The following is a 21,702-nucleotide window of genomic DNA, read 5'->3' as shown; positions in this document are numbered from 1 at the left end:
GCACCCCTCCTAGGTTCCAGTCACCCACTGCTGCTGGAGGTCCCGTGCTCGGTCAGGCCCTGCTCGTCGCGTCCCGCCGACCCGGCCTGCGCCGCGTGGTCGTCGGCACCCCGGTCACCCGCCGGGTGGTCGACCGGTTCGTCGCCGGGGAGCAGCTGCCCGACGCGTTGGCCGCCGTCCGGGCGCTGCGGTCGGCCGGCCTGGCCGTCACGCTGGACCACCTGGGTGAGGACATCACCTCCCGCGCCGCGGCCGTCGCCTCCCGCGACGCCTACCTGGCGCTGCTGGACGCGCTGGCCCCGCTGCAGCTCGGCTCGGCCGCCGAGGTGTCGGTGAAGCTGTCGGCGTTCGGCCAGGCGCTGCCCGGTGGGCACGACCTGGCGCTGCAGCTGGTCCGGCCGGTCGCGGAGGCGGCCACGGCGCTGGGCACCACGGTGACCCTGGACATGGAGGACCACACCACCGTCGACTCCACCCTCGCCGTCCTCGCCGAGCTGCGTCGTGAGCACCCGGGCACCGGTGCGGTCCTGCAGTCTGCGCTGCACCGCACGGAGGCCGACGCGCGCGACCTGGCCGTCGCCGGCTCCCGGGTGCGGCTGGTCAAGGGTGCCTACGCCGAGCCGCGCACCGTGGCCTTCACCGACAGGGCCGAGGTGGACGCCGCCTACCTGCGCTGCCTCGACGTCCTGTTCCGGGGCGAGGGCTACCCGATGGCCGGCACCCACGACCCGGCCATGATCGCCCGGGTGCTGGAGCTGGTGCACGAGACCGGCCGCGCAGCCGACAGCTACGAGTTCCAGCTCCTCCACGGCATCCGCACCGGCGAGCAGCGGCGGCTGGCCCGCGAGGGGCACACCGTGCGCACCTACGTGCCCTACGGCGCCGACTGGTACGGCTACTTCATGCGCCGGCTGGCCGAGCGCCCGGCCAACCTGCAGTTCTTCCTCCGCTCCCTCGTGAAAGGCTGATCACCCCGTGGACGGCATCACCCAGGTCCCCGCCCCGCGCAACGAGCCGGTGCTCGACTACGCCCCCGGCTCGCCGGAGCGCACCGCGCTGCAGGCCGAGCTGACCCGCCTGGCGGCCTCGCCCGAGGAGCTCACCGCCACGATCGGCGGCCGGCAGCGGATGGCCGGCGGCGCGCCGTTCGACGTCGTCGCCCCGCACGCGCACGCCCAGGTCCTGGGGACGTCGGCGCACGCCACCGGCGACGACGCCCGCGACGCGCTGGCCGCCGCGAAGGCCGCCGCCCCCAGCTGGGCCGAGCTCTCCCAGGACGACCGCGCCGCGGTGTTCCTCAAGGCCGCCGACCTGCTGGCCGGGCCGTGGCGGCAGACCCTCAACGCCGCCACGATGCTGGGCCAGTCCAAGACCGCCCAGCAGGCCGAGATCGACAGCGCCTGCGAGCTGGCCGACTTCTGGCGCTACAACGCGCACTTCGCCCAGCGCATCCACGCCGAGCAACCGGTCAGCTCGCCCGGGGTGTGGAACCGGGTCGACCACCGCCCGCTGGAGGGCGTCGTCTACGCGGTCACCCCGTTCAACTTCACCGCCATCGCCGGCAACCTGCCCACCGCGCCCGCGCTGATGGGCAACACCGTGGTGTGGAAGCCCGCGCCCACCCAGCAGTTCGCGGCCCACCAGCTGATGCGGTTGCTCGAGGCCGCCGGGCTGCCCGACGGCGTGGTCAACATGCTGCCCGGCGACGGCGTGGCGGTCTCCGACGTCGTGCTCGCCGACCGCGACCTGGCCGGCATCCACTTCACCGGCTCGACCGCGGTGTTCCAGCACCTGTGGCGCACGGTGGGGCAGAACATCGCCGACTACCGCACCTACCCGCGCATCGTGGGCGAGACCGGCGGGAAGGACTTCGTCTTCGCCCACCCGTCGGCCGACCTCGAGGTGCTGCGCACCGCGCTGGTCCGCGGCGCCTTCGAGTACCAGGGGCAGAAGTGCTCGGCGGCCTCGCGCGCCTACGTGCCCCGCTCGCTGTGGACGAAGCTGCGCGACGACCTCGCCGGGCTGGTCGACTCGCTGCCGATGGGTCCGGTCACCGACTTCTCGAACTTCCTGGGCGCGGTGATCGACGCGACGTCCTTCTCGAAGCTCTCCGGCGTGCTGGACCGGGCCCGCACCGACGACGCGCTCACCGTGGTCGCCGGCGGCACCTGCGACGACGCGGAGGGGTACTTCGTGCGGCCCACCGTGCTCGAGGGCACCGACCCCGGGCACGACGTGTTCCGCACCGAGTTCTTCGGGCCGGTGCTCGCCGTCCACGTGTACGAGGACGCCGACCACGACGCCGTCCTGGCCCAGATGGAGTCGGTGGCCCCCTACGCCCTCACCGGCGCGGTCATCGCCCAGGACCGCGCCGCCATCGCGCACGCCACCCGGGCGCTGCGCAACGCGGCCGGCAACTTCTACGTCAACGACAAGCCCACCGGCGCCGTCGTCGGCCAGCAGCCCTTCGGCGGGGCCCGCGCGTCGGGCACCAACGACAAGGCCGGCGCCCCGCAGAACCTGCAGCGCTGGACGAGCACCCGGGTCATCAAGGAGACCTTCGCCCCGCCGCGGGACCACCGGTACCCCTATCAACTGTGACCCTCCGGGTCACACCGCGGCCAACGGCCGTCCCCGGCTGCGCTGAGCCGGTCCGCTCCCTCCTCGGGGAGGAGACCTCGTTCCTCGGCCCCTCCCGTCGTCGGGACGGGCTGTGGTCAGCTCCGGCGCTCGGTCTCCAGCTCGGCGAGGAGGGCGTCGACCGTCTGCTGGGCGGAGCCCTGGCCGGAGTAGGCGTGGCCGGGCTCGTCGGCGGCCAGCGGCTCGAGCGTGGCCAGCTGGCTGTCCAGCAGCGACCCGGGCATGTAGTGGCCCTTCCGCTGCCGCAGCCGCTCGACCAGGACGTCGCGCGGGGTGTCGATGTGGGCGAACCACACCGACGGGTGCCCGTCACCGAGCAGGTCGCGGTAGGACCGCTTGAGCGCCGAGCAGGTGATCACCAGGTCGGTGCCGGCTGCCTCGTGCGCACCGATGCGGTCGGCCACCGCGCGCAGCCACGGCCACCGGTCCTGGTCCTCCAACGGGGTGCCCGAGCTCATCTTCTCCACGTTGGCCGGCGGGTGCAGGTCGTCGCCCTCCACGAAGTCGCAGCCCAGGGCCTCGGCGAGGCCCACCCCCACGGTCGACTTCCCGGTCCCCGACACCCCCATGACGACGACGGTGACGGTGGTCGGCGGGGGAGCGGTGTCGGCCATGGCCCGACCGTATCGGTGTCGGGGGATGATCGCGGCTGCAGATGGACGAGGCGGCGGAGCAGGAGACGGGCCCGGTGTGGCGGTCCTCCGCCGTCCGGGCGTTGCTGGCCGCGTCGCTGCTGGGGTTCACCAGCTACGCGGTGACCCTGGCCGCGCTGCCCTCCTACGCCGTCCGCGGGGGCGCCGGCGTCGCGGCCGCCGGGCTGGTCACCACGGTGTTCCTCGCCGCCACCGTGCTGACCCAGCTGGCCGTCCCGCGGCTGGTCGGCCGGTTCGGCCTCGGGGCGGTGCTGGCCGGTGGCCTGCTGACGATCGGCGCCCCGGCGCCCCTGTACCTGGTCGAGGACGGGGTGGGTTGGCTGTGCGCGGTGTCGGCCGTGCGCGGCACCGGGTTCGGCGTGCTGACCGTGCTGGGCGCGACGATCGCCGCCCGGGTGGTGCCGCCGTCCCGGCGCGGGGAGTCCCTCGGCCTGTACGGCCTGGCCCTCGGCCTGCCCACCCTGGCCGCCACACCCGGCGGCGTGGCACTGGTGCTGTCCGACCGGTTCCCCGTCGTGGTGGCGGTCGCCGTGCTGCCGGTGCTCGGCCTGCTCGCGGTGCCGCGGTTGGTGCGGGCTGTGCCCAGCACCGTCACCGCGCCCTCCGGTGACCCGGTCGGCCCGGCGGTGCGCGCAGCAGCACCCCCGTCGGCGGTGCTGCTGGTGGTCACCCTCGCCGGGGCCGGGGTGGTCACCTTCCTGCCGATCGCCCGCCCCGACGGCGCCGTCGCCACGGTGGGGCTGCTGGTGTTCGGGCTCACCGGCGCGCTGTGCCGGTGGGCCGGTGGTGTGCTGACCGACCGGTACGGCACGCACCTCCTGCTGCCCGGCGCACTGGCGCTCGGCGTGGTCGGGTTGGTGCTGCTGGCGGCGGGGCTCGACGTCGACGCCCTGGTGCTCGCGGGGGCGGCGGTGTTCGGGATGGCCTACGGCGGCTCGCAGAACACCACGCTCGTGGTGGCCATGGCCCGCGCGGGTGACCGGGGGACGACGACGGCCAGCGCGGTGTGGAACGCCGCCTTCGACGCCGGCACCGGGCTGGGGGCCCTCGCGGTGGGGGTGGTGGCGGCCGCGGTCGGGCTGGAGCTGGCCTACGCGGTGCTGGCCGGTCTCGTGGTGCTGGCGCTGCCGCTGGCGGTGCGGGTCAGTCGTCGCTGACCGGGGCGGCGGCGCGGGCGGCCGCGAGAGCCTGCATGTGCTGGACGAGCGCGGCCTCCCGGGCCAGGGCGTGCAGCCAGGGCCGCAGCGCCTCGGGATCGCGGCCGGCGGCGTCGCGCTGGGTGGCCAACCGCATGTGCCGGCCGGTGGCCTGGGCGCGCTGGGCCGGCGAGAGCTCCCGTGCTCCGCTGCGCGACAGCACGGTGAAGGCAGCACCCAGGTAGGTGATGCCGGCCAGGTCGGTGGCCGAGGCGAGCACGGCGTCGGCGTCGTCCTGCCGTCCCGCGGCGACCAGGGCCAGGTGCTCCTCGGCGCGGCGGCGCCCTTCCTCGGCGGTGCTCATGGCGCCCCTCCCCGGGTCCGGACAGCAGAACGGCCCCGCCGGTGAGGACGGGGCCGATCGGGACTGTGCGCCATCAGGGACTTGAACCCCGAACCCGCTGATTAAGAGTCAGCTGCTCTGCCAATTGAGCTAATGGCGCGGTGCCACCACGTCGCGGCGACCGGCAGAACACTACACGGCCCCCGTCGGCCGGGGCGAGCCGGGGTGGCGTGGCCTGCATGACAGCGAGTTGTCAGCACCGAGGCGCACACTGGACGACGACGGCTGGTGGCACACCCGCGCCCCGGCCCGGTAGGGGGGAAGTCCTAGGTGGTCCTGCAGATCGATCGTCGTTCCGTGCTCGCGCTGGGCGCTGCCGGGGTGCTGGTGGTGCTCGCCGGCTGCGGTCCCGACGCCGACGGGGGCGGGTCCGCCGCATCCACCACACCCCCCGCCGAGCCGGCCGCGGTCACGCTGTCGGTGGCCGACGGCGCCACCGACGTCTCGCCGGCCACCGCGCTGCAGGCCACCGTCGTCGGCGGTTCGGTCACCGGCATCACGGTCACCGACGCGACCGGCACCCCGGTGGCCGGCACGGTCGTCGAGGCGACGGCACCGTCCACGCCGGAGCCCGGGACGTCCGACCCCGCCACGGCCGATCCTGCTGCGGGCGAGTCCGCCGCGGGTGAGTCCGCCACGGCCGAGACCACCCCGGCGACCTCGGCGGCCGGGGTGACCACCACCTGGACCCCGTCGGCGCCGCTGGGGTACGGCAGCACCTACACCGTCCGGGCCGTGGCCGAGAACGCCGACGGCGTCGAGTCCGACGCCAGCGGGTCGTTCACCACCGTCGTGCCCGGCTCGTTGAGCACGCCCTCGATCGGCCCGCTCGACGGCACCACCGTGGGCGTGGGCATGCCCATCCGGGTCTTCTTCGACGAGCCGGTGGTCAACAAGGCCGAGGTCGAGCGCGACCTCGTCGTCACCAGCAGCACCCCCACCGACGGGCGGTGGAACTGGATCAGCGACAGCGAGGTGCACTTCCGCCCCTCCACCTACTGGCCGGCCAACACCGAGGTGACCCTCGACGCGAACCTCTACGGCGTCGACATGGGCGACGGCGTGTGGGGGGAGAAGAACCGCACGGTGTCCTTCACCGTGGGGGCCAAGCACGTGTCGGTGGCCGACGCGGCAGCGCACACCCTGACCGTCTCCTCCGGGGACCAGGTCGTGCAGACCTACCCGATGAGCGCCGGCAGCTCCGCCAACCCGACCCGCAATGGCCCGCACGTGGTGCTCGAGAAGTTCGCCGACATCACCATGGACTCCTCGACCTTCGGGCTGGCCGTCGACGCCCCCGGTGGCTACCGCACCGACGTCCAGTACGCGACCCGCATCTCCAACAACGGCGAGTTCGTGCACGCGGCCCCGTGGTCGGTCCGCCAGCAGGGGTCGTCGAACGTCTCGCACGGCTGCATCAACCTGTCCACCGAGCGGGCGCAGTGGTTCTACGACTTCAGCCAGCCCGGCGACGTCGTCGAGGTGGTCAACTCGGTCGGCCCGACCCTGTCCCGGGTCGACGGCGACATCTACGACTGGGCCATCCCGTGGGACCAGTGGGTGGCCGGCAGCGCCCTGCCGTGACCCCGTACGCCGACAGGCCCCCGATCCGCGAGGGATCGGGGGCCTGTCGACGTCCTGGGGCAGGACCCGAGCGGGCACCGGCCGACCGGGGCCCAGGCGCAGGGCGGACGCCCGGTCCGGTGATCAGCACGGGTCGGTTGCTGCCTCACCGCAGCGGAGACCGCACCTGGCCCGGGGTGATCGTGCGCTGGGCACTGCCCGGGACGGCAGAACCCCCGGCCACGAGATGACCGGGGGCTCCATGGGGTGAGTGACGGGACTCGAACCCGCGACATCCAGGATCACAACCTGGCGCTCTACCAGCTGAGCTACACCCACCGTCGCCCGCGAGCGGGCGGTCGGTGCGACCCGCGCGAGGCGGGCCGTCGAGAAGAGTACCGGAGGGCTCAGCCCTGCTGCGGAGGGGTCAGCAGCGCTGAGTACGTGTCGGTGGCCGCGGCCGCGGCGGCCTGGGCCTGCTCCGTGGTGGGGCCCGGCGCCGGGGCGAAGACGGCCCCGCGGTAGTAGGCCAGCTCGCGGATGGACTCGAGGATGTCGGCCAGCGCGCGGTGGGCCAGCCCCTTGGGGGGCTGGTTGAAGTAGACCCGGGGGTACCAGCGGCGGGCGAGCTCCTTGACCGAGGACACGTCGACCATGCGGTAGTGCAGGTGGTCGTCGAGGGCCGGCATGTCGCGGGCGAGGAAACCCCGGTCGGTGCCGATGGAGTTGCCGCACAGCGGGGCGGTGCGGCGCTCGGGGGCGAACCGCTTGACGTAGGCCAGCACCTGCTGCTCGGCCTCGGCCAGCGTGGTGGTCGAGGCGCGCACCGCCTCGGTCAGGCCCGACTTGGCGTGCATGGCCACCACGACGTCGTCCATGCCGGCGAGCGCGTCGTCGTCGGCGTGGATGACGACGTCCAGGCCCTCGTCGAGCACGTTCAGCTCGGAGTCGGTGACCACGACGGCGATCTCGATCAGCTGGTCGCGGGCCAGGTCCAGCCCGGTCATCTCGCAGTCGATCCAGACCAGGTTGTGCGCTCCGTTGCCTGCCACGGCTGGCGACAGTACGCACCCCCGCCGCCGACCAGCGCGCACCGCTGGGGCCCATACGCCAGAAACGCACCATCCGCCACTCGGGAGTGCTGACCCGCGGGCCGGACGCCGATACGCTGCGGTCTCGCCCACGGCAGGAGTTGCTCCCATGACCTTGGACACCCGTTCGGCCGCCGCCGTTCGACCGGCGCCGCCGTCGGTGCGCGCCGCGCTGCGCCACCCCGTCGCCGCCCTGCGGTGGCTGTGGGCCTACGCCATGACCCCCGGTGCGCCCGGACGGCCCACCACCGAGCCGGAGCTGCGCTGGCTCTACGGCGGCTGGCTGCTGGCGTTCGCGCTCAAGATGCTGGGGTCCTCGTGGGACGTGTCGTGGCACTTCAAGTGGCTGCGCGACGACCTGGCGCCCCCGCACCTGCTGAACTCGGCGGGCACGGTGCTGGTCGTGGCCTTGGTGGTGGTGCACACCTACAGCGGTCGCGGGGTCGACCGGCGCGCCCTGCGCTGGATGCAGTGGGGCACGGCGACGTTCCTCGTCGCGGTGCCGGTCGACATCGTCAACCACCGCGTCAACGGGCTCGACATCACCAGCTGGAGCCCCAGCCACATGATCCTGTACGTCGGCACCGCGATCATGCTGGCGGGGGCGATCCGTGGCTGGTGGCTGTACGCCGCACCGGGCCGGGTGCGCACCCTCGTGCACCTCGGGCTGTGGCTGTTCTTCGTCGAGAACGTGCTGTTCCCCAACCAGCACCAGGAGTACGGCGTGCTGTCGCTGGCCGACTACCGGGCCGGGCAGACCACCGCCGAGCCGCAGCTGCTGGACTTCGCCGCGGCCCAGGGTTCCTCGCCGACCAGCTTCATGCTCCCGGTGCCGCCGTGGGTGCACCCCACCTGGCTGATCTGCGCCGGTCTGCTCTCCCTCGTGGTGGCGCGCAGGGTCGTCGGCAAGCGCTGGACGGCGACGGTCCTGGTCGGCACCTACCTGGCCTACCGGGCCGTCGTCTGGGGCTTGCTCGTGGCCACCGGGTTCCCGCCCTCGGTGCTGCCGGTGATGCTGGTCGTGGGCGCGGTGCTGGTGGACTGCGCCGTCACCTGGCGCGTGCCCGGCTGGCTGGCGGGTGTGCCGGTGGCCGCCGCGGTCTTCCTGGCCGCCTTCCTGCAGGAGTTCCTCGCCGTCGTCCCGCCGTGGGAGTGGGCGGCGGCACCGTTCGTCTGCCTGGGCTTCGCCCTCCTGTGGGCCGCCGTCGACCGGGTGGCGAGCAGCCGGTGGTGGGTGCGCTGGTCGACGCCGTCGGTGTCCGCGGAACCCGGGGCGAGCGGCGCGCCAGCCCGATGAGCGACCGGCGGGTCGCCGCGATGTCGTAACGTCGACGCGATGACCCACGAGGAGGCGCGGTGCTGATCCTCACGCCCTCGGGGCTCGAGACCGCTGCCGAGCGGGCCTTCTTCACCGAGCTGGCCGGCTGGGACACCGGTGGCTCGGTGCGCGGTGCGCTGGTCGCCTCCCTGGCGCTGTCCGACGGCCCGATGGACCGCCGGATCAGCGACGCCGTCGTGCTGGTGCCCGAGGGGGTCGCCGTCGTGCGGGTCGTCGAGGTGGTGCGGCAGGCCGGGGTGGTCACCGTCCTGCCGGAGGGGTCCTGGACCATCGGGCCGGGCGCCGGTCCCGGCGACGTCCTCCAGCTGGCCGGCGGCGGGTCGACCCCGCTCGACGGGCTCATGCGGGCAGGCATGGAGGTCGCGGTGCGCCTGCGCCGGGCCGGGCTCGAGCCCGGGCGCATCGCCCGGCTGACCGTGCTGCACGGCCAGCTCAGCGGGCTGGTCCCCGCCGACGGGGACCTCGGCGAGGGTGACCAGGTGTCGCTGCTGGAGTCGCGGTCGCTCCTGCTGGGCATCGCGCGGGCCAGCCGCTACACCGGCACCGACAACCCCCGCCTGTGGACGACGGCCGACGTGCGGGCCGCGCTGGAGGCCCTCGGGGTGGGTGGCCGCAGCCCCGCCGTCGAGGAGCTCAACGGCGAGGGCTTCCCCTACTCGCCCTACGTGCTGCGTCGCCGCGAGCTCCTCGCGCCGGCGACCCTGGCCAGCCAGCCGGCGACCCGGTCGGCCGGGCCCACCGCCGGCCCCACCGCGGGCGCGCCCTCGCCGCTCGCCCCCGTGCCCGGGCACGACCCCTGGGCCCGTCCCGACGCCGGGCGCCCCCTCGTCGACCCGGCGGCGGCCGCGGCGCTGGCCGCCGCGGCCGCCGCCCGCCAGGACGCCCACCCCGAGCTGCCCGAGGCGTTGCGCACCAGCGGCGGGGACACCGTCGCGCTGCCGGGCCCGGGGACGACGGGGTCGTCCGGCGCCGACCGTGCCCCCGGGCAGTCGGCACCAGCCGAGCCAGCACCAGCGGAGTCGGCACCAGCTGGGCCGGCACCGGCGGAGCCGGGCCCCGGTTGGCAGGCCACCCAGCAGATCCGGCCCGTCGCGCCCGGCCAGCCGTCCTCCGCCGAGGCGCACGGCGCGGCGGCCTGGCCCGACGCCGAGCCGCCGGCCGCCGACGAGACCGGCGGCATCGGCGGCATCTTCGGCGCCCGCGGGGTCGCGGACGGCGAGCCGCCGCGCACGCCCGCCCCGGCCCCCGCTCCGGCAGGGGTGCGGGACGGGGACCCGCCGTCCCCCCGCGGTCGACGGCGTGCCGTGCTCGCGGTCGCGGCCGTCCTGGCCGTGCTGCTCGTGGGGCTGGGTGCCGTGCTGGTCAGCGGTGGGCCGGGTGGGTCCGACGACGGCGGGTCCACCGAGGCCACCGCGTCGACGACGGCCCCGACGACCACCGCCAGCGGCCCCACCACGCCGACCGCGCTCCCGGTGGGCACGGTGCAGCAGGGCGGGGAGACCGACTACACCCTGCAGGTCACCTCCTACGACAGCACCTGCCGCGGCCACGCCTACGGGGCAGTGGTCGGCTTCTTCTCCACCACCGACTGCGCGGGGCTCTCGCGCTCGCTGTGGTCGGCCGAGGTGGGCGGCCAGCAGGCCGTGGTGTCGGTCTCCCGGGTGGCGATGCCCGACCCGGCGCGCGCGCAGGCGTTGCTGTCGCTCACCGACGTCTCGGGCACCGGCAACGTCAGCGACCTGCTCCGGGAGGGGTCGCGCTACGAGGGTGGTCCCGAGGCGCTGTCCTCGGCCCAGTACGCCAGCCAGGTCGTCGACGACGTCGCGGTCGTCGTGGAGACCTCCTGGGTCGGCGAGCCCGGCGCGGACGGCGCCCTGCAGCAACTGGCCGACGACGCGCTGGACCTCGACCCCACCCGCTGACACTCGCTGGCACCTGCTGGCACCTGCTGGCACCTGCGGACCCGGTGCCGGCGCCTGCCGGGTCAGGCAGTGGCGGCCGCGGTGGCCATCGTGGTCAGCAGAGCGACCATCGCCGCGCGGGAGAGCCGGCCGCCGCTGTGCGGGGTCGAGTTGATGAGGCCGAAGAGCGCGTGGGCCCGCGCCCGGCAGGCCGGCGTGCTGGCGTCGGGGTCCAGCGCGGTGAGGACGGCGACCCACTGCTCCACGTAGCGGCGCTGCAGCCGGCGGACCTGTCGCGCGTCGTCGGCCGACAGGGCCCCCAGGTCCCGGTCCTGCACGGTGATGAGCGCCGGGTTGTCCAGGGCGAAGTCGACCTGGAAGGCGACCAGGGCGGCGAGCTGGTCGCGGGGGTCGTCCCCCGCGGCGGCCACCACCTGCTCGGCGCCGGCCTGCAACCGCTCGCTGATGCGCAGCAGCATCTCGGCCAGCATCGCGTCCTTGCCGGCGAAGTGCCGGTAGATGGCCGGCCCGGTGACCCCGACCGCGGCGCCGATGTCGTCCACCCCGACGCTGCGTGACCCGCGCTCGGCGAACAGCCGGGCAGCCGCCTGCAGGATCTGCTCCCGCCGCGAGGGGCGCGCCGCGTCGGCGTGCAGCGCGCTGTCGGGCTCGGCGGTCACCCCCTCAGGTTAGGGCCCCGCCGGGTACCTGTGTGCACGCGTCGCAGTGGACCCCCGACGTGAACCGTGGTTAACATCCCGGGGTGGACGCACCGGTGCTGAGCAGTGCCCCGCCGGCCGACCCCGACGCCGCGGTCCGGTGGGCCGCCCGGCACCGGGAGCTGGTCGACGACCTCGCCGAGCAGCTGCGGCAGGCCGCCCTCGGGGGCGGGGACCGCGCACGTGCCCGGCACACCGACCGGGGCAAGCTGCTGCCGCGGGACCGGGTCGACGCGCTGCTGGACCCCGGCAGCCCCTTCCTCGAGCTCTCCCCGCTGGCCGCGCACGGCCTCTACGACGGCGACGCCCCGGCCGCCGGCATCATCACCGGCGTCGGCCGGGTGGCCGGCCGCGAGGTGGTGGTGGTGGCCAACGACGCCACCGTCAAGGGCGGCACCTACTACCCCATGACGGTGAAGAAGCACCTGCGCGCCCAGGAGGTGGCGCTGCAGAACGAGCTGCCCTGCCTCTACCTGGTCGACTCCGGCGGCGCCTTCCTGCCCCGGCAGGACGAGGTCTTCCCCGACCGCGACCACTTCGGCCGGATCTTCTACAACCAGGCGCAGCTGTCCCGCCGCGGCATCCCGCAGCTGGCCGCCGTCCTGGGGTCCTGCACCGCCGGCGGTGCCTACGTCCCGGCGATGAGCGACGAGGCGGTCATCGTCCGCGAGCAGGGCACGATCTTCCTGGGCGGCCCGCCGCTGGTGAAGGCCGCCACCGGCGAGGTGGTCACCGCCGAGGACCTGGGCGGGGGCGACCTGCACAGCCGCACCAGCGGGGTCACCGACCACCTTGCCGAGGACGACGAGCACGCGCTCCAGATCCTGCGCCGCATCGTCGGCACCCTCGGCCCGGTCACGCCCGCGCCGTGGGACGTGCACCCCACCGAGGAGCCGGCCCACCCCGCCGAGACCCTCTACGACGTCGTCCCCCCGGACAGCCGCACGCCCTACGACGTCCGCGAGGTCATCGCCCGGCTGGTCGACGGCAGCCGCTTCCAGGAGTTCAAGGCCCTGTACGGGCAGACCCTGGTCACCGGTTTCGCCCGCATCCACGGTCACCCGGTCGGGATCGTGGCCAACAACGGCATCCTGTTCGGCGAGTCCGCGGTCAAGGGCGCGCACTTCGTCGAGCTGTGCGACAAGCGCAAGGTCCCGCTGCTGTTCCTGCAGAACATCAGCGGGTTCATGGTCGGTCGCGACTACGAGGCCGGCGGCATCGCCAAGCACGGCGCCAAGATGGTCACCGCCGTCGCCTGCGCCCGGGTGCCCAAGCTGACCGTGGTCATCGGCGGGTCCTTCGGCGCCGGCAACTACTCCATGTGCGGCCGGGCCTACTCGCCCCGCTTCCTGTGGACCTGGCCGAACGCCCGCATCTCGGTGATGGGCGGCGAGCAGGCAGCCGGGGTGCTGGCCACCGTCCGCCGGGACGGCCTCGAGGCCCGCGGCGAGGAGTGGTCGGCCGAGGACGAGGAGGCCTTCAAGGCCCCCGTCCGCGAGCAGTACGAACGGCAGGGGCACCCCTACTACGCGACGGCCCGGCTCTGGGACGACGGGGTCATCGACCCCGCCGACACCAGGACCGTGCTCGGGCTCGCGCTCTCGGCGTGCTCGCACGCCGCTCTCGAGGAGGTCGGCTATGGCGTCTTCCGCATGTGACGCGGTGCCCCGCTCAGGCGCCGGCGACCCGCGGCGCCGTGGGGTCGGTGCCCTCGCCGGCGGCGGCCTCGCGCTGCACGTAGTCCTCGATCTGCTCGACGTCGTGGGCGCTGCGCCGGGCGACGGCCAGCAGGTCGCTCATCTTGCTGACCTCCTCGACCTGCTCCTTGATGAACCACTGCATGAACTGGTCGGAGGCGAAGTCGTGCTCCCGGCGGGCGATCGCGGTGAGCTCGTTGATCTGCTGGGTGACCCGCTTCTCCTGCTCCAGGGCCAGCGCCACCGGGGCCACGACGTCGGCGAAGTCGCAGACCGGGGCCGGCAGGGCGGGGATGCGCACCTCGGCGTCGGCGTCGAGCAGGTAGCGCACCATCATCATCGCGTGGCTGCGCTCCTCGGCGGCCTGGTCGAAGAACAGCTGCGCGGTCTGCTGCATCGTCTGCTGGTCGTAGTACACGGCGCAGGCGACGTACTGCTGGTGCGCGGCGAACTCGTTGCCGATCTGCACGTTGAGCTGGTGGACGAAGGCTTCGGCGGCCACGGTCTCTCTCCCTCGGGGCTGGACGTCGGTGCGACCGTACCGGCCGTCCCCGCCGGCCCCTTCCGCTCCGGGGCAGGCATGGCTAACCTCACTGCGTGCCGGACAAGCGCGGGGCCAAGCAGCGCATGCCGAAGAAGAAGTGCTGCGTCGACAAGCCGCGGTGCGGGCGCTGCCCGCTGCGGGCGCTCGCCGAGGGCACGCTCCCACCGGGCTACACGGTCAAGAAGCGCCGCCTGGTCAAGGTGGGCAAGGCGGACAAGGTGCTGGGCAAGGCCGCTTGACCCCCCGCAGCTGACCACCCTGGCGGTGGTGGGCTGATGTTCACCACCGTCCTGGTCGCCAACCGCGGTGAGATCGCGGTGCGGGTGATCCGCACGCTCCGCTCCATGGGCATCCGCTCGGTGGCGGTGTTCAGCGACGCCGACGCCGGCGCGCTGCACACCCAGGTCGCCGACCTCGCCGTCCCGATCGGGCCGGCGCCGGCGGCGCAGAGCTACCTGTCGATCGAGCGCGTCGTCGCTGCGTGCCGGGCCACCGGCGCGCAGGCGGTGCACCCCGGCTACGGCTTCCTGTCCGAGAACGTCGAGTTCGCCCGGGCCCTGGAGGCCGCCGGCATCACCTTCATCGGCCCGCCGGTGGCCGCGATCGAGGCGATGGGCGACAAGATCCGGGCCAAGGCGACCGTGCGGGCCGCCGGCGTCCCGGTCGTCCCCGGGTCCTCCGAGCCGGGCATGGACGACGCCGCCGTGGCCGCGGCCGCCGTCGAGGCCGGGTTCCCCGTGCTGCTCAAGCCCTCGGCCGGCGGTGGCGGCAAGGGCATGCGGGTGGTGCGCGAGGAGTCCGAGCTGGCCGAGCAGATCGCCGGTGCCCGGCGCGAGGCCCGGTCCTCCTTCGGCGACGACACGCTGCTCGTGGAGCGCTACGTGGGCAATAGCCGGCACATCGAGGTGCAGGTCATGGCCGACATCCACGGCACCGTCGTCCACCTCGGGGAGCGCGAGTGCTCGCTGCAGCGGCGGCACCAGAAGGTCGTCGAGGAGGCCCCCTCGCCCCTGCTGTCGGCCCGCATGCGGGCCACCATGGGGCAGGCGGCCGTCGACGCCGCGGCCGCCGTCGGCTACACCGGCGCCGGCACGGTCGAGTTCATCGTCGACGCCGACAACCCGCGCGACTTCTTCTTCCTGGAGATGAACACCCGGCTGCAGGTCGAGCACCCGGTCACCGAGGCGGTCACCGGGCTGGACCTGGTCGAGCTGCAGGTGCGCGTCGCGGCGGGGGAGCAGCTGCCCCTCGAGCAGGCCGACGTCTCCCTCGACGGGCACGCGATCGAGGCCCGGGTCTACGCCGAGGACCCGGCCCGCGGGTTCCTGCCGCAGGCCGGCACGGTGGTGTCGCTGACCGAGCCGGCCGGTGCGGGCATCCGGGTGGACAGCTCGCTGGCCGAGGGCGGGGTGGTCGGCACCGACTACGACCCCATGCTGGCCAAGGTCGTCGCGTGGGGTCCCACGCGGGAGACCGCGCGGGGCCGGCTGGTGGCCGCGCTGGGGCGCACCGCCGTCCTCGGGGTGTCGACGAACGTGCCGTTCCTGCGGGCCCTGCTCGCCGACCCCGACGTCGTCGCCGGTGACCTGGACACCGGGCTCATCGAGCGCCGCGGCGAGGCGTTGACCCGGGCCGACGACCCACCACCGGGGGCGTACGCCGCGGTGGCGCTGGCGCTCCTGCTGGACGACGAGCCGGCCGGGGCGACCGCGGGCGGGGTCCGGGGGCAGGGCGGGGTGGTCGTCGACCCCTGGGCGGTGCCCGGGGGGTGGCGGGTCGGCGAGCACGCCTGGACCCCGCGCACGCTCGTCGTCCCCGGCGGCGACCCGGTGGTCGTGCGCACCCGGGGCCGCGCGGCCGACGCCGAGGTCCGGGTGGGCGAGGGCGAGGCGCTGCCGGCCCGGGTCTGGCGTCGGGGGGAGCGGCTGGCCGTCACGGTCGGCGACGTGACCACCTGGTACGTGGCCGCCCGCGACGGCGGGACGGTCTGGCTGGGCATCGAGGGGTTCGCGCTGCCCTTCCGGCTGGTCGAGCGGTCGGCCGGCGCAGGTGCCGCAGCCGTGTCCGACGGGGCGGTGACCGCGCCGATGCCGGGCACGGTCACCGTCGTCCGGGCCGCGGTCGGCGACGAGGTGGTGGCGGGGACCCCGCTGCTGGTCGTCGAGGCGATGAAGATGGAGCACGTGCTGACCGCGCCGATCGACGGCGTGGTCACCGAGCTCCCCGTGACCACCGGCCACCAGGTCCGGTTGGACGAGCAGGTGGCCGTGGTGACCCCACGGGCGACCGAGGGGGACTGAGCAATGGCGCTGGACTACCGCCTGGACACCGAGACCGAGGCGCTGCGGACGATGGTCCGCGAGTTCGCGAACGAGGTGGTGCGCCCGCAGATCGGGGCGTTCTACGAGGCCGACGAGTTCCCGACCGCGATCGTGGCGCAGATGGGCGAGCTGGGGTTGTTCGGGCTGCCCTTCCCCGAGGAGTACGGCGGCTCGGGCGGGGACTACTTCACCCTCTGCGTCGCGCTCGAGGAGCTGGCCCGGGTCGACTCCTCGGTCGCCATCACCCTGGAGGCAGGGGTCTCCCTCGGCGCCATGCCGATCTTCCGGTTCGGCAGCGAGGAGCAGAAGAAGGAGTGGCTGCCCCGGCTGTGCGCCGGGGAGGCCCTCGGTGCCTTCGGGCTCACCGAGGCCGGCGGCGGGTCCGACGCCGGGTCCACCCGGACGACGGCGAAGCTCGAGGACGGCCACTGGGTCATCAACGGGTCCAAGGCCTTCATCACCAACTCCGGCACCGACCTCACCGAGCTGGTCACGGTCACCGCGGTCACCGGCACCAAGCCCGACGGCGGCAAGGAGATCTCGGCGATCGTCGTGCCGTCGGGCACGCCCGGCTTCGTCGTCGGCCAGCGGTACTCCAAGGTCGGCTGGAACGCCTCCGACACCCGCGAGCTGAGCTTCACCGACGTCCGGGTGCCCGAGGAGAACCTGGTGGGGGAGCGGGGCCGCGGCTACGCGCAGTTCCTCTCGATCCTCGACGAGGGCCGCATCGCGATCGCCGCGCTGGCGGTCGGGCTGGCGCAGGGCTGCGTCGACGAGAGCGTGAAGTACGCCGCCGAGCGCGAGGCCTTCGGATCGCCGATCGGCCGCAACCAGGCGATCCAGTTCATGGTCGCCGACATGGAGGTGCGGGCCTCGACCGCGCGGTTGGCCTACTACCGGGCGGCGGAGAAGATGCTGCGCGGCGAGCCGTTCAAGCGTGAGGCCGCGATCGCCAAGCTGTACAGCTCGGAGATGGCGATGGAGAACGCCCGCTACGCCACCCAGGTGCACGGCGGCTACGGGTTCATGAACGAGTTCCCGGTGGCCCGCTTCTACCGGGACGCGAAGATCCTGGAGATCGGCGAGGGCACCAGCGAGGTGCAGCGCATGCTCATCGCCCGCTCCCTGGGCGTCGGCGCCTGAGCACCCGCCGCGGGGGCGGTTGCCCCCGCGGCGGACCGGCTCAGGGAGTGGCGTCGGTCGGCGCCGGACGCCGTCCCCGCTGCACCACCAGGACGCCGACGACCGCGACCAGCACCCCGATCACCGGCGGGATGCCCCACCCGGTCTCGTTGCTGGCCCAGGCGGCGAGGGAGGCGACCGCGTAGGCGCCCACGTTGCGCCACTCGACCGCCGCCCGCGGCCCGCCGACCATCCCGCCCCGCCACCGGGCGAGGAAGTCGCCGATGACCACCCCGCCCAGCGGGGGGATCAGGACGCCCAGCCAGACCAGGTAGGCGATCAGCCCGTCGTAGATGCCGGTGACGGCCAGCAGGGTGCCCAGCACCACGCCGCCCACGACGAAGGGCTTCTTGGACCGCGAGTTCGCGATCTCGGCGCCGGCGACCCCGAAGTTGTAGGCGGTGTTGTCGTTGGTGGTCCACAGGTTGGCCACCAGGAAGACCAGTCCCCACCCGACCAGGCCGAGCTGGAACAGCACCAGGACGAAGTCGCCCTCGCCGAAGGCCACCGCGCCCACCGCGCCGAACCCCAGCATGAGCAGCTGCCCGACCAGGAAGGCCACCAGGCAGGCCCAGAAGCCGGCGGTCGGGGTCCGGGCGAACCGGGTCCAGTTCGGCGCCTGGGTGCCGCCGGAGGCGAAGGTGCCGACGACGACGGTGACCGCCACGGCCACCGTCATGGTCTCGGTGGGCACCACGTCGGCCAGCCCACTCCAGCCCCCGACCTCCTCCAGCGAGCGCCAGGTGACCCAGCCGGCCAGCACGAGCAGCAGCGGTACCGACACCAGCGAGAGGGCGTACATGCCGCGGTAGCCGAAGTAGGCCGTGGCCCCCATGACCGCGCCGCCCAGCACCATCAGCAGCACCTCGCTGCCCCGGCCCTCCCAGCCGAGCGCGCTGGCGGTGAGCCCGGCCAGGGTCGCCACCGTGACGCCGTACCAGCCGACCTGGGTGCCGCCCAGCAGCAGCGACGAGAGCTTGGCCCCCCGGCTGCCGAAGGCGTACCGGCACATCATCACGGTGGTCAGCCCGGTGCGGGCGCCGATGCCACCGATCACCGCCACGTAGACGCCGAGGACGGCGCTGCCCAGCAGCAGGACCCAGGCCAGCTCCCCCACGGGGAACGCGGCGCCGATCTGGGCCCCGGCGAGCATCGTCGGGGTGAAGAACGTGAACCCCAGCAGGACGACGGCGAGGGAGAACAGCGACGTGCGCGCCGCCCGGGGCACCGGGTCGATGGGGTAGTCCGGGTCGACGGCGTCGACCGGGGTGGTCAGGTCGGCACCGGCGCTCACCGGGTCGCCCCCGCCCCGGTGCCGGCCGCCGACCCGGCTGCCTCCTCGACGCCGATGTCCTCGAACCACAGCTGCGGTGCGGCGGCGATGAACGAGGTCATCAGGTCCACGCACGCCGGATCGTCCAGGACCACGACGTCGACGCCGTGCTCGGCCAGCCAGTCGTGCCCGCCGGTGAAGGTCTGCGACTCCCCGATGACCACCCGGGAGATGCCGAACTGGCGGACCAGGCCGCTGCAGTACCAGCACGGGGACAGCGTGGTGACCATCGTGGTGCCGCGGTAGGAGGCCCGCCGGCCGGCGGCGCGGAAGGCCGCCGTCTCGGCGTGCACCGACGGGTCGCCGTCCTGCACGCGGCGGTTGTGGCCCCGGCCCCAGACCTCCCCGTCGGGTCCGACCAGCGCGGCCCCGATGGGCACCCCGCCGGTGGCCAGGCCGGCGCGGGCCTCGGCCACGGCGACGTCGAGCCAGGCGCGGTCCTGGGCCCGGTGGGTGGTGGGCGGTGTGCTCTGCATGCGGTGCCTCCTCGGGGTCGCGCCCGGGGCGGCCGGGGCGGTCACCCGAGCATCGTCAGCGCGGGTGGGATCGACAACGGACACCGCGTCGGACATCGTCGGTGCGCAACCGGACACATCGTCGGAGGTCCCGTGGCGCTCACCCTGGCCGAGTTCCTGCTGCTGCCCTCCGTGCAGGCGGCCCACCCGGTGCTCGCCGTCCCGCACACCCAGCTCGGTGCCCAGGTCCGGTGGGCGCACTCGAGCGAGATCTACGAGATCGGCCCGCTGCTGACCGCCGGGGACCTGCTGCTGACGACGGGCCTCGGCCTGTCCGGTGTCGATGCAGGAGCGCGGCGGCACTGGGTCAGGGAGCTGGCCGCCCGCGGGGTGTGCGCGGTGCTGCTGGAGCTGGGGCGTTCGTTGCCCGACCTGCCCGGGGAGATCGTGGACGAGGCCACCCGGGCCGACCTCCCGCTGTACGTGCTCGGCCAGGTCGTGCCGTTCATCCGCATCTGCGAGGAGGCGAACGAGGCCATCCTGGTGGCCGAGGCGGTGCGGTTGCGGATGGCCGACGAGGTGCTGCACCAGGTGCACGCCGCCCTGGCCGCGGGCGGGGGCATCCCGGCGGTGGTGTCGTGCGCGGCCGGCGCCACGGGTGGGCCGGTGGCCCTGGTCACCAGGTCGGGCCAGGTGGTGGCCGCCGCGGGCGTGGGGGACCAGCGGGCCACCGAACGGCTGCTGCGCCGGCCGGTCACCAGCGCGCCGGTGCACGTGTGGGACGTCGAGTGGGGCGCGGTCGTCCTCGGGGCCGGTCCCGGTACCGACCTGCCGGGTCTGCGCGTCCTGGCGACCCGGCTGGCGAGCGTGGCGGCGGTCGCCGTCGCGGCCTCGGGCGCCGGGTCGGCCGGCGACCCGGCGGTGTCGCTGCTGGCCGACCTGCTCGCCGACGCGGTGCCGGGGGCCCGTGAGCTGCTGGTCCGCGCGGGGCTGGCGCGGTTCCACCCCGCCCCCGGCGCACGGGTGGTGGGCGTGGCCGCCTCGACCCCGGACCCACGCCTGGTGGTGGCCCGGTGGGCGGCGGCCGCCCACGCCGGCGGGCTGGACCTGCTGGCCGACCGGGTGCGCGGGGAGGCCGTGGGCCTGGTGGCGGTGCCCGACCGGCCCGACCCCGAGGGGCGGCTCGCGGCCACGGTGGCGGTCGAGGGAGCGATGGTCACCGTCGGCCCCGCCGTGGCCGTGGCGGAGGCCGGGCGGTCGCTGCGTGAGGCCCGGGACGCCCTGCCCACGGCCACGCTGCTCGGCGGCGCGGTGAGCGTCACCCGGGACCTGGTGCTGCCCGGCCTGCTGTCCCGGCTGGACGACCGGGCGCTGTCGGGCCTGGTGGCCGATGCCCTGGAACCCTTGCTGAGCTGGGACGACGCGCACGGCAGCGACCTGGTGGCGACCTTGGCGACGCACCTGCGGCACGGCACCAGCCCGACCCGCACCGCCGCGGTGATGCACGTGCAGCGGCAGTCGGTGCACGCGCGGCTGGCCCGCATCGAGGCGCTGCTGGGTCGGCCGGTGGACGACGCCACCTCCCACGAGCACCTCGTGCTCGCCACGGCGGCGTGGACGCTCCTGCGGGCGCGGACGCCCCCGGACCGGCCGGCGGCCGAGGGCCGCCCGCACCGGCGGCCACGCCCCCGCGGGCGGTGATCGGGCCGGGTCAGGCGGTGACGTCGACCAGCACCTTGCCGACGACGGCGTCCTGCACGGCCTGGTGCGCCGCAGCGGTCTCCGCCAGCGGGAACCGGTGCAGGGGCAGGCCGGCATCGGCACCCACCCGGATCGCGCCGGCGCCGAGCGCCGCGGAGATGTCGGCGACGGCCTGGGCCTTGGCCTCGGCCGGTGCGGTGTAGACCAGCACGAACTGCAGCCGCGCGTTGGTCGCCATGAACGCCCGGGTCGGGGCGCTGAACTCGGGGCCGCCGTCGTCGGCGTAGACCGCCACCGAGGCGTGCTGGGCGACCAGCTGGGTGTCGACCTCGGCGTTGGCCCGGATGTTCACCTCGACGACGGCCTGCACTCCGTCGGGGGCGATCTCGCGCACCCGGGCGGCGACGTCCTCGCGGCGGTAGTCGACGACGTGGTGGGCGCCGGCGGCGCGGGCGAGGTCGGCCTTCTCCGGCGAGCTGACGGTGGTGATGACGGTGGCGCCGGCCCAGCGGGCGAGCTGGATCGCCGCGTTGCCGACCGCGCCCGCGCCGCCCTGCACGAGCACCGGGACGCCGTCGAGGGACCCGGGTGCCAGGTGCCGGGGCAGGTGCTCGGCGACGGTGAGGCAGCGGTGCGCGGTCATGAACGGGATGCCCAGGGCGGCGCCGAGCTCGAAGGGGTGGTCACCGAGCGGCACGGCCTGCTCGGCCGGGACGACGGTGTGCTCGGCCGCGGTCCCGGTCGGGCGCTGCCAGGCGGCCTCCCACACCCACACCCGCTCGCCGACGCGGCCCGGGTCCACGCCCTCGCCGACCGCGTCGACGGTGCCGGCGCCGTCCTGGTTCGGGGTCTTCCCGTCGTCCCCGGGGTCGGCCGTGCTGCGGGACTTCCAGTCGGTCGGGTTGACCCCGGAGACCGCGAGCCGCACCCGCACCTCGCCCGCACCGGGCTCGGGGACGTCGCGGTCGGTGAGCTGCAGGACGTCGGGGCCACCGGTCTCGGTGTAGGTGATCGCGCGCACGGC

At 74.8% G+C, this 21,702-nt stretch carries 19 protein-coding genes and 2 tRNA genes; 11 read left to right on the top strand and 10 right to left on the bottom strand.

Annotated elements, in window-relative coordinates:
* Nucleotides 1-44 precede the first annotated feature (44 nt).
* On the top strand, nt 45-968 hold the full coding sequence (locus TEK04_RS16385) for a proline dehydrogenase family protein (protein ID WP_336405422.1): 924 nt from the start codon (nt 45-47) through the stop codon (nt 966-968).
* 7 nt (nt 969-975) lie between these two features.
* A complete protein-coding gene (pruA, locus tag TEK04_RS16380) occupies nt 976-2,601 on the top strand; it encodes an L-glutamate gamma-semialdehyde dehydrogenase (protein ID WP_336405421.1) in 1,626 nt (541 codons plus the stop codon).
* A 116-nt stretch (nt 2,602-2,717) separates the two neighbouring features.
* On the opposite strand, the gene TEK04_RS16375 is transcribed toward pruA, so the two are convergent.
* A complete protein-coding gene (locus TEK04_RS16375) occupies nt 2,718-3,254 on the bottom strand; it encodes a gluconokinase (RefSeq protein WP_336405420.1) in 537 nt (178 codons plus the stop codon).
* 41 nt (nt 3,255-3,295) lie between these two features.
* On the opposite strand from TEK04_RS16375, the gene TEK04_RS16370 reads away from it, so the two are divergent.
* The gene (locus tag TEK04_RS16370) at nt 3,296-4,450 is read left to right on the top strand and encodes an MFS transporter (RefSeq protein ID WP_336405419.1); all 1,155 of its coding nucleotides are present in this window, start codon (nt 3,296-3,298) and stop codon (nt 4,448-4,450) included.
* Here TEK04_RS16370 and TEK04_RS16365 read toward each other — a convergent pair.
* Together TEK04_RS16365 and TEK04_RS16360 are read right to left on the bottom strand one after the other, a co-directional pair.
* Nucleotides 4,437-4,793, bottom strand: coding sequence for a hypothetical protein (locus TEK04_RS16365; RefSeq protein ID WP_336405418.1), 357 nt, complete (start codon nt 4,791-4,793; stop codon nt 4,437-4,439). The genes TEK04_RS16370 and TEK04_RS16365 overlap by 14 nt on opposite strands.
* Before the next feature lie 66 nt (nt 4,794-4,859).
* Nucleotides 4,860-4,932 (bottom strand) — tRNA-Lys (locus TEK04_RS16360).
* A gap of 170 nt (nt 4,933-5,102) precedes the next feature.
* Here TEK04_RS16360 and TEK04_RS16355 point away from each other — a divergent pair.
* Complete coding sequence (locus TEK04_RS16355) at nt 5,103-6,416, top strand: Ig-like domain-containing protein (RefSeq protein WP_336405417.1); 1,314 nt, start codon at nt 5,103-5,105, stop codon at nt 6,414-6,416.
* 242 nt (nt 6,417-6,658) lie between these two features.
* Here the strand turns inward: TEK04_RS16355 and TEK04_RS16350 are convergent.
* Both TEK04_RS16350 and orn read right to left on the bottom strand, forming a co-directional pair.
* Nucleotides 6,659-6,734: transfer RNA gene (locus TEK04_RS16350), tRNA-His, on the bottom strand.
* Nucleotides 6,735-6,802: 68 nt separating this feature from the next.
* Nucleotides 6,803-7,447 carry an oligoribonuclease gene (gene orn, locus TEK04_RS16345; RefSeq protein WP_336405416.1) on the bottom strand — a complete coding sequence of 215 codons (645 nt, stop codon included), beginning with the start codon at nt 7,445-7,447 and terminating at the stop codon, nt 6,803-6,805.
* Nucleotides 7,448-7,595: 148 nt separating this feature from the next.
* On the opposite strand from orn, the gene TEK04_RS16340 reads away from it, so the two are divergent.
* Nucleotides 7,596-8,783 carry a hypothetical protein gene (locus TEK04_RS16340; protein ID WP_336405415.1) on the top strand — a complete coding sequence of 396 codons (1,188 nt, stop codon included), beginning with the start codon at nt 7,596-7,598 and terminating at the stop codon, nt 8,781-8,783.
* A gap of 59 nt (nt 8,784-8,842) precedes the next feature.
* Nucleotides 8,843-10,747 (top strand): hypothetical protein, encoded by a 1,905-nt coding sequence (locus tag TEK04_RS16335; RefSeq protein WP_336405414.1) that lies wholly within the window; start codon nt 8,843-8,845, stop codon nt 10,745-10,747.
* A 62-nt stretch (nt 10,748-10,809) separates the two neighbouring features.
* Here TEK04_RS16335 and TEK04_RS16330 read toward each other — a convergent pair whose 3' ends face one another.
* Nucleotides 10,810-11,406, bottom strand: coding sequence for an SACE_7040 family transcriptional regulator (locus TEK04_RS16330; protein ID WP_336405413.1), 597 nt, complete (start codon nt 11,404-11,406; stop codon nt 10,810-10,812).
* A gap of 83 nt (nt 11,407-11,489) precedes the next feature.
* Between TEK04_RS16330 and TEK04_RS16325 the strand changes: the two genes are divergently transcribed.
* Complete coding sequence (locus tag TEK04_RS16325; RefSeq protein WP_432277348.1) at nt 11,490-13,103, top strand: carboxyl transferase domain-containing protein; 1,614 nt, start codon at nt 11,490-11,492, stop codon at nt 13,101-13,103.
* Nucleotides 13,104-13,116: 13 nt separating this feature from the next.
* Here the strand turns inward: TEK04_RS16325 and TEK04_RS16320 are convergent, their stop codons facing one another.
* Nucleotides 13,117-13,644, bottom strand: coding sequence for a ferritin (locus TEK04_RS16320; RefSeq protein WP_336405412.1), 528 nt, complete (start codon nt 13,642-13,644; stop codon nt 13,117-13,119).
* Between the two features lie 95 nt (nt 13,645-13,739).
* Between TEK04_RS16320 and TEK04_RS16315 the strand changes: the two genes are divergently transcribed.
* The 3 genes from TEK04_RS16315 to TEK04_RS16305 are packed head-to-tail and all read left to right on the top strand — an operon-like array spanning nt 13,740 to nt 17,150.
* Complete coding sequence (locus TEK04_RS16315; protein ID WP_336405411.1) at nt 13,740-13,925, top strand: hypothetical protein; 186 nt, start codon at nt 13,740-13,742, stop codon at nt 13,923-13,925.
* A 36-nt stretch (nt 13,926-13,961) separates the two neighbouring features.
* Complete coding sequence (locus TEK04_RS16310) at nt 13,962-15,986, top strand: acetyl/propionyl/methylcrotonyl-CoA carboxylase subunit alpha (protein WP_336405410.1); 2,025 nt, start codon at nt 13,962-13,964, stop codon at nt 15,984-15,986.
* A gap of 3 nt (nt 15,987-15,989) precedes the next feature.
* Nucleotides 15,990-17,150 carry an acyl-CoA dehydrogenase family protein gene (locus tag TEK04_RS16305; RefSeq protein ID WP_336405409.1) on the top strand — a complete coding sequence of 387 codons (1,161 nt, stop codon included), beginning with the start codon at nt 15,990-15,992 and terminating at the stop codon, nt 17,148-17,150.
* Between the two features lie 40 nt (nt 17,151-17,190).
* On the opposite strand, the gene codB is transcribed toward TEK04_RS16305, so the two are convergent.
* Both codB and TEK04_RS16295 read right to left on the bottom strand, forming a co-directional pair.
* Nucleotides 17,191-18,483 carry a cytosine permease gene (gene codB / locus TEK04_RS16300; protein ID WP_336405408.1) on the bottom strand — a complete coding sequence of 431 codons (1,293 nt, stop codon included), beginning with the start codon at nt 18,481-18,483 and terminating at the stop codon, nt 17,191-17,193.
* Nucleotides 18,480-18,998 carry a nucleoside deaminase gene (locus TEK04_RS16295; protein ID WP_336405407.1) on the bottom strand — a complete coding sequence of 173 codons (519 nt, stop codon included), beginning with the start codon at nt 18,996-18,998 and terminating at the stop codon, nt 18,480-18,482. Before TEK04_RS16295 ends, codB begins: the two co-directional genes overlap by 4 nt.
* A gap of 132 nt (nt 18,999-19,130) precedes the next feature.
* On the opposite strand from TEK04_RS16295, the gene TEK04_RS16290 reads away from it, so the two are divergent.
* Complete coding sequence (locus TEK04_RS16290; RefSeq protein WP_336405406.1) at nt 19,131-20,678, top strand: helix-turn-helix domain-containing protein; 1,548 nt, start codon at nt 19,131-19,133, stop codon at nt 20,676-20,678.
* 10 nt (nt 20,679-20,688) lie between these two features.
* Here TEK04_RS16290 and TEK04_RS16285 read toward each other — a convergent pair whose 3' ends face one another.
* Entirely contained in the window at nt 20,689-21,699 is a 1,011-nt protein-coding gene (locus TEK04_RS16285) for an NADPH:quinone reductase (RefSeq protein WP_336405405.1), read from the bottom strand.
* Nucleotides 21,700-21,702: the final 3 nt, after the last annotated feature.

It is taken from the genome of Klenkia sesuvii, assembly GCF_037083825.1.
GTDB classification, from domain to species: Bacteria; Actinomycetota; Actinomycetes; order Mycobacteriales; family Geodermatophilaceae; genus Klenkia; species Klenkia sesuvii.
This window is presented reverse-complemented; position numbering and strand designations above follow the sequence as displayed.

Coding starts and splice junctions, on each gene's coding strand:
- TEK04_RS16295 (WP_336405407.1), bottom strand. CDS start 18,998: ATGCAGAGCACACCGCCCACCACCCACCGGGCCCAGGACCGCGCCTGG.
- TEK04_RS16310 (WP_336405410.1), top strand. CDS start 13,962: ATGTTCACCACCGTCCTGGTCGCCAACCGCGGTGAGATCGCGGTGCGG.
- TEK04_RS16305 (WP_336405409.1), top strand. CDS start 15,990: ATGGCGCTGGACTACCGCCTGGACACCGAGACCGAGGCGCTGCGGACG.
- TEK04_RS16340 (WP_336405415.1), top strand. CDS start 7,596: ATGACCTTGGACACCCGTTCGGCCGCCGCCGTTCGACCGGCGCCGCCG.
- TEK04_RS16370 (WP_336405419.1), top strand. CDS start 3,296: ATGGACGAGGCGGCGGAGCAGGAGACGGGCCCGGTGTGGCGGTCCTCC.
- TEK04_RS16375 (WP_336405420.1), bottom strand. CDS start 3,254: ATGGCCGACACCGCTCCCCCGCCGACCACCGTCACCGTCGTCGTCATG.
- TEK04_RS16365 (WP_336405418.1), bottom strand. CDS start 4,793: ATGAGCACCGCCGAGGAAGGGCGCCGCCGCGCCGAGGAGCACCTGGCC.